At 61.6% G+C, this 6,151-nt stretch carries 6 protein-coding genes and 1 pseudogene; 2 read left to right on the top strand and 5 right to left on the bottom strand.

The window, feature by feature from the left end; genetic code table 11:
* The 3 genes and pseudogenes from GNZ12_RS21810 to GNZ12_RS21800 all read right to left on the bottom strand — a co-directional run.
* Window positions 1-316: pseudogene (locus GNZ12_RS21810) on the bottom strand (amidinotransferase); the annotation flags it as partial.
* Between the two features lie 212 nt (window positions 317-528).
* A complete protein-coding gene (locus tag GNZ12_RS21805) occupies window positions 529-2,088 on the bottom strand; it encodes a SulP family inorganic anion transporter (RefSeq protein WP_172313533.1) in 1,560 nt (519 codons plus the stop codon).
* Window positions 2,089-2,161: 73 nt separating this feature from the next.
* On the bottom strand, window positions 2,162-2,830 hold the full coding sequence (locus tag GNZ12_RS21800) for a carbonic anhydrase (protein ID WP_172313531.1): 669 nt from the start codon (window positions 2,828-2,830) through the stop codon (window positions 2,162-2,164).
* Between the two features lie 279 nt (window positions 2,831-3,109).
* Between GNZ12_RS21800 and irlR the strand changes: the two genes are divergently transcribed.
* Together irlR and GNZ12_RS21790 are read left to right on the top strand one after the other, a co-directional pair.
* On the top strand, window positions 3,110-3,790 hold the full coding sequence (gene irlR, locus GNZ12_RS21795; RefSeq protein ID WP_172313529.1) for a heavy metal response regulator transcription factor IrlR: 681 nt from the start codon (window positions 3,110-3,112) through the stop codon (window positions 3,788-3,790).
* Complete coding sequence (locus tag GNZ12_RS21790) at window positions 3,790-5,235, top strand: heavy metal sensor histidine kinase (protein ID WP_328806043.1); 1,446 nt, start codon at window positions 3,790-3,792, stop codon at window positions 5,233-5,235. Before irlR ends, GNZ12_RS21790 begins: the two co-directional genes overlap by 1 nt.
* 56 nt (window positions 5,236-5,291) lie before the next feature.
* Here the strand turns inward: GNZ12_RS21790 and GNZ12_RS21785 are convergent, their stop codons facing one another.
* Window positions 5,292-5,618: a DUF4148 domain-containing protein gene (locus tag GNZ12_RS21785; RefSeq protein WP_172313527.1), complete on the bottom strand. Its 327-nt coding sequence runs from the start codon at window positions 5,616-5,618 to the stop codon at window positions 5,292-5,294.
* Window positions 5,619-5,732: 114 nt separating this feature from the next.
* Window positions 5,733-6,065 (bottom strand): DUF4148 domain-containing protein, encoded by a 333-nt coding sequence (locus GNZ12_RS21780; protein WP_172313525.1) that lies wholly within the window; start codon window positions 6,063-6,065, stop codon window positions 5,733-5,735.
* Window positions 6,066-6,151 lie beyond the last annotated feature (86 nt).

Here is a 6,151-nt window from a genome sequence, read left to right as displayed (position 1 = left end):
TTGGCAGCAGCGTGCGGTGTGCGGCGAGCGGCGCGGCGATCGAATCGATTTCACCGCGCCTCGCGGGCGCGCCGGGGCGTGTGATGACCGCGAATTCCGGCGTGACGACCGCGACGTCCTCGACGAAATGCGCGTCCGGGAACGCGTCAAGCGTGGGCAGCTCGATCAGTTCGACGCCGCGCATGCGCAGCGCGTCGCAGTAGGCGTGGAATTGCGTCAGCGTCCTGTCGTAGTCGGGGGCGCCGCTCTGCGCGGTGGTGAGGCCGGCGCCGCATGACGCGGCGGGACGACGGACGATTGCCTTCGTGAAATGCATCTGAACTCCTCCATGGTATCGAGCGGCGCCCGGCACGATGCGCGACGTTGCCGCTTCGTATTCGGATTCATTATTCGTCGTCAAAATGGAGGAGAACGTCGATTTGGGCCGTGTGCGCAGCCGGTTCCGTCGAATTTTGGCCGGCCGACAGCCGATTCGGCGAGGGTGCGCGGCCGGGTTCGATGGGGCTCAGGTCCGGTGCGCCGTCCCGCTTACCTCGGGCGCAGGAACATCCGCAATCCCGACGGCCTGCCGCTTTCCTGAACGACTGGCTCAAGTTGCCGGCATTCAACATGAATGCCACGCGCGGGAGCGTCATGCACGAATTCATCGATCAGTTCGCGCACGTCGGGGTCGATAAAATCCGCGCGGCTGCCGTCCACGACCACCGTGGCGTGATCGGGAACCGACTTCAAATGCGCTTTCAGACTGACCTTGGCGAGAAACGATACGTCTTTGCGGAATGACAGCAGGAAGTGATCGTCGTGCCGCGCCATCGTGATCGGCCGCTGCATGTTGGCATGAATGGCCAGTGCGACGCTGCACACGATGCCCAGTACGATGCCGATCAGCAGGTCAGTCAGCAGCACGCCTGCAATCGTGACGATAAACGGAGCGAAACGCGCGATTCCCTGCTTGGCGATATCCGCGAACATCGACGGTTTGGCAAGTTTCAATCCGGTGAAGATCAGAATGGCGGCGAGACAGGCGAGCGGTATCAGGTTGATCACTGCGGTCAACGCGAAAACGCTCACGAGCAGCAGCACGCCATGCACGACCGCCGACCAGCGGCTCTGCGCACCCGCGTGAACGTTGGCTGAACTGCGCACGATCACGGAGGTGATGGGCAGCGCGCCGATCGCGCCCGCCACCATGTTGCCGATACCCTGTGCCTTAAGCTCGCGATCCGGCTGTGCGACGCGTTTCTTCGGATCGATCTGTTCGACGGCCTCGAGACTGAGTAGCGTTTCCAGGCTCGCGACAATGGCGATGGTCATTGCCAGGCGCCAGACGTCCGGGTTCATCAGGTGCACCAATTCGGGCCAGCCGAACGCTTTGTCCAGCGCCGCAAACGAAGCCAGCGAAGGCAACGACACGCGGTGTTCGGCCGGCGGCGCGAGACCAGGCGCGGTGAAGTCCAGCAACAACGTGACGCCGATGCCGAGCACGACAACCGCAAGCGGCGCGGGCACGAGGCGCACCAGCGCGAAGCGGCGCATGGCTCGGGTTTCCCAGCTCGCGAGAATCGCGATCGACAGGATCGCGACCACGCATGCGGCCAGCGACATGGCGCCGAACGGGGTGTCGATGGTGCCGGCGGCGGCATTCGCGGCGCTCGCGCTGCCGTTGGCGAAGCCCGCCGCGAGCGGCACCTGCTTGATGATCAACAGCAGGCCGATTGCCGCCAGCATGCCCTTGATGACCGAAGAAGGCACGTACGCGGCGAAGCGCCCGGCCTTGAGCATGCCGAAGCCGAACTGGATGGCGCCCGCGAGCAGTACCGCCATCAGGAACGAGGGGAAGCTGCCGAGCTTCGCGATGCCGTCGACGACGATCACCACGAGCCCCGCGGCAGGACCGCTGACGCTGAGATGTGAGCCGCTCAGCAGGGCCACGACGAGCCCGCCGATGATGCCGGAAAGAAGACCGGCGAACGGCTCGACACCGGATGCGTTGGCGATGCCGAGACACAACGGCAACGCAACGAGAAAGACGACGATTCCGGCAAACATGTCGCGCGGAAACGATGCAAACTGTTCGCGTAGAGTCATATGCTTTGGATTCCAGACTTTTCTTTACAGAGACTAAAAGGTCTTACAGACCAGGTGCTCAGAACAGCGCCGGTCAGTGGGCCATCGTCCCTGCGGTGACCAGATACTCGCGTACCGAAACCATGCGACGGCTCGATTCGTTGTGCCGCGAAGGAAGGTCGCCCGCCATCAGCACTTTGATACGGCCATCGTGCAGCCCGAAAATCCAGCCATGCACTGAGGGTGCATGCGCCGCGTTGCGCACGATCGAGGTGGCGCGGATTGCCCGGACCTGTTCCATCACATTCAACTCCGCCAGGCGGTTGACCTGCGCATCGCCGGTGCCGCACTGGTCCAGTTCCGCGCTGTGCGCGCCAGCGAGCGCGCATAGCGGCGCAATACGCCTTGCGACATGCGGCAGATCGGACGGGATGGGTAGCAACGCTGCCTTGACGCCGCCACATCCGTAGTGCCCGCAGACGATGATGTCTTGCACCTTCAGGACCTGAACCGCGTACTCGAGCACGCTCATGACGTTGTCGTCGGTACTCGAAAAAAGGTTCGCGATGTTGCGATGAACGAACAGGTCGCCGGGCGAGCAATTCGTGACGATCTCCGCAGGCACACGACTGTCCGAACAGCCGATCCAGAGGGCTTTCGGACTTTGCCCGAGTGCGAGGCCGTCGAAGAATGCGGGGTCGCTCTGTGCCGATTCGGCGGCCCATGCGATGTTTTCCAGCAGCATGCGTTTCGTTCGGTTCATTCGGTGCTCCAGTAGAGGGTTTGTTCGTTTCTGCGGAACTGCGCGCTCAGATTGATGTCTGTTGCAGTGGACTTTATGCTTACATTTAGCTTTCGTCGTTTCGCTGGCCCGCAGAACGACACGCTTGATTTGAGACGATGCATCCACTAACGCGGCAGCATGCATCGGCACTTCAGTGACCTAATCTAGCGATGAGCCAGTGCGCGTGCATGACCGCCAAATGACAAATTCGTCATGTGCGGGCGCGCTGTGTAGCGCGTTTTAATGGAAAGAGTTGAGATGAGAATTCTGATTGTTGAAGACGAGGCGAAAACGGGGCTGTATCTGCAAAAAGGCCTTAATGAAGCGGGTTTTGTCACTGACTGGGTGCGCGACGGCGTGACGGGACTTCATCAGGCGACAACCGAGGCTTATGACCTCGTCGTGCTCGATGTCATGCTTCCCGGTCTCGACGGGTGGTCGGTACTGTCGTCGTTGAGGCGCACACACATGACGCCGGTGCTGCTGCTGACGGCCCGCGACGACACCAGCGACAAGGTCAAGGGCCTCGAGATGGGTGCCGACGATTACGTGGTCAAGCCCTTCGATTTCGTGGAGTTGCTCGCGCGCATTCGCACGATTCTGCGCAGGGGGAAGGGCCGCGATCCGTCGGTTCTGCACGTGGCGGATCTCGAACTGGACCTCACGCGGCGCAAGGCGACGCGCCAGGGCGACACGATCCTTCTGACCGCCAAGGAATTCACGCTGCTATGGCTGCTCATGCGGCGCGAAGGCGAAGTCCTTCCGCGATCCACCATTGCCTCGCAGGTCTGGGACATCAACTTCAGCAGCGACACTAACGTCGTTGATTCCGCCGTCAGACGGGTCCGTGCGAAGATCGACGAGATGTATCCGACCAAGCTGATCCACACGGTTCGAGGCATGGGTTACGTGCTGGAGGTACGCGATTGCGCCGCCTGATGTATCGACTTTTGCCGCGTACGCTGAGCGTTCGGCTGACTATCCTGTTCGCGCTCGCCAGTTCGATCCTGCTCGCGGTCAACGGGCTGTGTCTATACGCGGCGCTCAAACAGAACGTCCGGGCTGACGCTGCGCAGGAGATTTACACGACGCTGGGCGCTACGCGCTCGCGCCTCGCCACGCAGAGCAGCGACGAGAGTGTGGCAAGCCATGGCCCTGCGTGGTTCGACCCGTTCCATGCGCACGAAAATATCGAAATGGCGATCTATGCCGGGGACGGGCGCGAACTTGTCCGCTCGGCAGGCTTCCGGCTGCGCGACGGCATTCTCGTTGATTCGGGCAGCGGCCGCCCCAAGGCCGTTGATCGGACCTACGGGGAGTTTCGCTACGTGAGCGAGTCGGTACCGCTAGGCGGCGCGACTTCAGACGGTACCGCGGTTCGCGTCGTGGTCCAGTACAACGACAGCCGTCAGAATGCCTTGCTTCGCACCTATTCGATCAACGTCATGCTGGTGACGCTGCTAGGCACGGTGATTTCCGCGCTGGTGGCGTATTCGCTCGCGAAGCTGGGCCTGCAGCCTTTGAAGTTGCTCGCCGAGCGGGCCGATCAGGTGTCGGGCAGCAAACTGACTCAACCGTTACCGGACATCTCCATGTCCGGCGAGATGCTCGCGCTGAACCAGGCGTTCAACCGGATGCTGCAACGTCTGAATGAATCCTTCGATCGCCTGTCGCGCTTTTCCTCCGATCTCGCGCACGACATGCGTACGCCGCTGACAAACATGCTCGCGGAATCGCAGGTGGCGTTGTCCAAGCCGCGGAACGCACAGGAATACCGTTCGGTCATCGAATCAGGCATCGACGAAACACAGCGTCTATCAAGAATGATCGATGACATGCTGTTCCTCGCCCGATCGGAAAACCGCATGCATCAGGTGCACTTCAAGAGGATCGATGCACGTGAGGAGGCGGAGCAGGTTGCCGGCTACTATGAGACGCTCGCGGGGGACAAAGACGTCGGAATCCGCGTGACTGGAGAGGCGCGTTTCGATGGCAATCAACTGCTTGTGCAGCGTGCACTGAGCAACCTGCTATCGAACGCGGTTGCGCATGCGCCGGCGGGCAGTGAAGTCGTCGTGGAATGCACGGAGCGCGATGCGGTATCGGAGGTCGCCGTCATCGATGCTGGACCGGGCATCGGTTCTGAGCACCTCGGGCGTATTTTCGATCGTTTCTATCGGGTCGATCCGGCGCGCTATGAATCAGCGTTGGGTGCGGGGCTCGGACTCGCGATCGTCAGCTCGATCATGGACGAACATGACGGCGCGTCCAGTGTGACGAGCGAGCCCGGCGTGCGTACGGCGTTCGTGCTGAGTTTCAACCGCCCCGCCATCCGGCCGGCCAGCGCGACGGTACGGCGAGTGGAGTCGCACAACCTCGGATGAGCACGGCAAGCTGGCCTGCGCATGCGGCCTTCGCCGCCGTGCTGATGATCCGGCATTTATGAACCTGCATAGATGTTGCAGAAACTGACCGGCCCAACGCAGTGCGGGTTGCCGTGCGGCATCGGATGTCCGTGCGGCGCAACGCCCGATTGCTGCGATCCGTCAGGCACGCCACCATAGCCATTCGGCGACGGTTGGGCCTTGACCTTGTGTTCAAAGCTCGGATGAATCGCCGGATAGGACGTGTCCGTGATGTAGGCGAGCCCGTTGGCCTGCGCTTCAATCAGTTGCTGCTTCACTTCGACGCGTGTCAGACCCTGGGCTTGAACAGCGGAGGAGAGGAGTAGCGCCGAGGCGAGGATGAGCGTGGTGATTGATTTCATGTTTGACTCCGGTTAGCTGAGGGATCGGCGTGCTTTGCCCGATGCACGTCCCGATTGAACGATGAAGTGCTTGCGCGCAGGGTGCTGCGAGGCGAGAAAAAGCCGTCTTGTTGATTACTCGTAGTGGCGCTCGAGCGCGGCAAAACGCGCCTTATTGCGTTCGATCGTGCGTTTGCTCGGCGGATAGTCGGTGTCGTTCGTGGGGATGAGGCCATCCCGCTGCGCCTGAATAAGTTCCTGACGGACTTCAGCGCGCGTCTTGCCGTGGGCCTTGGGATTGACCTGCGGTACCGCACCCGACGAAGCGATCGTATGCAGGGTTCCGGCGTGCGGCTGGGATTGCTTGACGGGCTGGTGCTGTGACGATGTGCTCGCCACGTCTGCATAAGCCAGCGGAGCGAGAAAGGCCGTGAGCAGGCCAACACCAAGCACGTTTCGAACTTTCATTTGAGCCTCCTTTAAGGTCGGTGTCGTGGTTGACTCCGAGTGACTTCAGTTTGGCTCGCGGATGAATCCCCAACGTGATCGCAAGA

Origin of the sequence: Paraburkholderia solitsugae (assembly GCF_013177695.1) — a bacterium.
GTDB lineage: Bacteria > Pseudomonadota > Gammaproteobacteria > Burkholderiales > Burkholderiaceae > Paraburkholderia > Paraburkholderia solitsugae.
This window is presented reverse-complemented; position numbering and strand designations above follow the sequence as displayed.

What these genes read in the sequence shown, in the direction of transcription:
- GNZ12_RS21805 (WP_172313533.1), bottom strand. Translation starts at nt 2,088, where the DNA reads ATGACTCTACGCGAACAGTTTGCATCGTTTCCGCGCGACATGTTTGCC.
- GNZ12_RS21780 (WP_172313525.1), bottom strand. Translation starts at nt 6,065, where the DNA reads ATGAAAGTTCGAAACGTGCTTGGTGTTGGCCTGCTCACGGCCTTTCTC.
- GNZ12_RS21800 (WP_172313531.1), bottom strand. Translation starts at nt 2,830, where the DNA reads ATGAACCGAACGAAACGCATGCTGCTGGAAAACATCGCATGGGCCGCC.
- GNZ12_RS21785 (WP_172313527.1), bottom strand. Translation starts at nt 5,618, where the DNA reads ATGAAATCAATCACCACGCTCATCCTCGCCTCGGCGCTACTCCTCTCC.
- irlR (WP_172313529.1), top strand. Translation starts at nt 3,110, where the DNA reads ATGAGAATTCTGATTGTTGAAGACGAGGCGAAAACGGGGCTGTATCTG.
- GNZ12_RS21790 (WP_328806043.1), top strand. Translation starts at nt 3,790, where the DNA reads ATGTATCGACTTTTGCCGCGTACGCTGAGCGTTCGGCTGACTATCCTG.